This is a genomic window from Gilliamella sp. Choc5-1 (assembly GCF_001690595.1).
Classification (GTDB): Bacteria; Pseudomonadota; Gammaproteobacteria; order Enterobacterales; family Orbaceae; genus Gilliamella; species Gilliamella apicola_M.
Window position 1 is genome coordinate 1 of sequence record NZ_LZHH01000120.1, and the last position, 884, is coordinate 884.

An 884-nucleotide genomic window follows, 5' to 3' on the forward strand; every position below is an offset into this window, starting at 1 on the left:
AAATCAGTAGGGCTTTATGCCGATAAAATCGTGACGCTATTTAATCAGAGCTATCAGTCTTATGGTACAAGACGAATTCGTTTTGATTTACAAAAAGAGAATATTTGGGTGTCACGCCGTTACATTGCTCGGGTGATGAAAGCCTTATTGCTGGTATCAAAATACACCGTTAAACGTTATCAATCTCACAATACAGAAGTGAATGAAACCGCCACAGAAAATCACCTGCAACGACAATTTGATGTAGGTGATAAAAAACAAATTGTTGTTGCGGATTTAACCTATATTCAAGTTAAGCAACGTTGGAACTATTTATGTGTTTTAGTGAACTTATCCGATAGGCAGATTGTCGGTTACCATGTTGGCCAACATAAAACAGCAGAGCTTGTTATGTCGGCATTAAGCCAAATTAAACTGCCATTATCGAAATTAGATTTATTTCATTCAGACCGCGGTAAAGAGTTTGATAATCGGTTATTAGCGGATTGTTTTAAGACATTTAATATCACGCATTCATTAAGCAAGAAAGGATGTCCTTATGACAATGCGGTAGCGGAAGCGACATTTAAAACAATTAAAACGGAATTTGTAAAAGGCCAACGTTTCAACTCAACGGCTGAGTTACAACGCGCTTTTTCGGCTTATGCTTATTGGTATAATCATAAACGATTACATTCTTCGTTAGGCTACTTGCCTCCCGTTGAATTTAAAAAACACTTACCCCTTAATTTTTTTGTTTGAAAATGTGTTGCCATTCCACGCTTTCAGTGCCACCATCTAAGGTGCCACTCGGTGGTTTGTTATCAATATCAGCAACCTGAGCATAACCTTGCTCATAATCACTTAGCACCATGACATCACAGTTGTGCTCAGCATGGGTTTCA

The 884-nt window shown here is 38.0% G+C and carries 1 protein-coding gene; it reads left to right on the plus strand.

The window, feature by feature from the left end; all coding sequences use genetic code 11:
• Positions 1-741 (plus strand): IS3 family transposase (locus tag A9G35_RS11475; protein ID WP_065635491.1); only part of this gene is annotated, 741 nt, incomplete at its 5' end.
• Positions 742-884 lie beyond the last annotated feature (143 nt).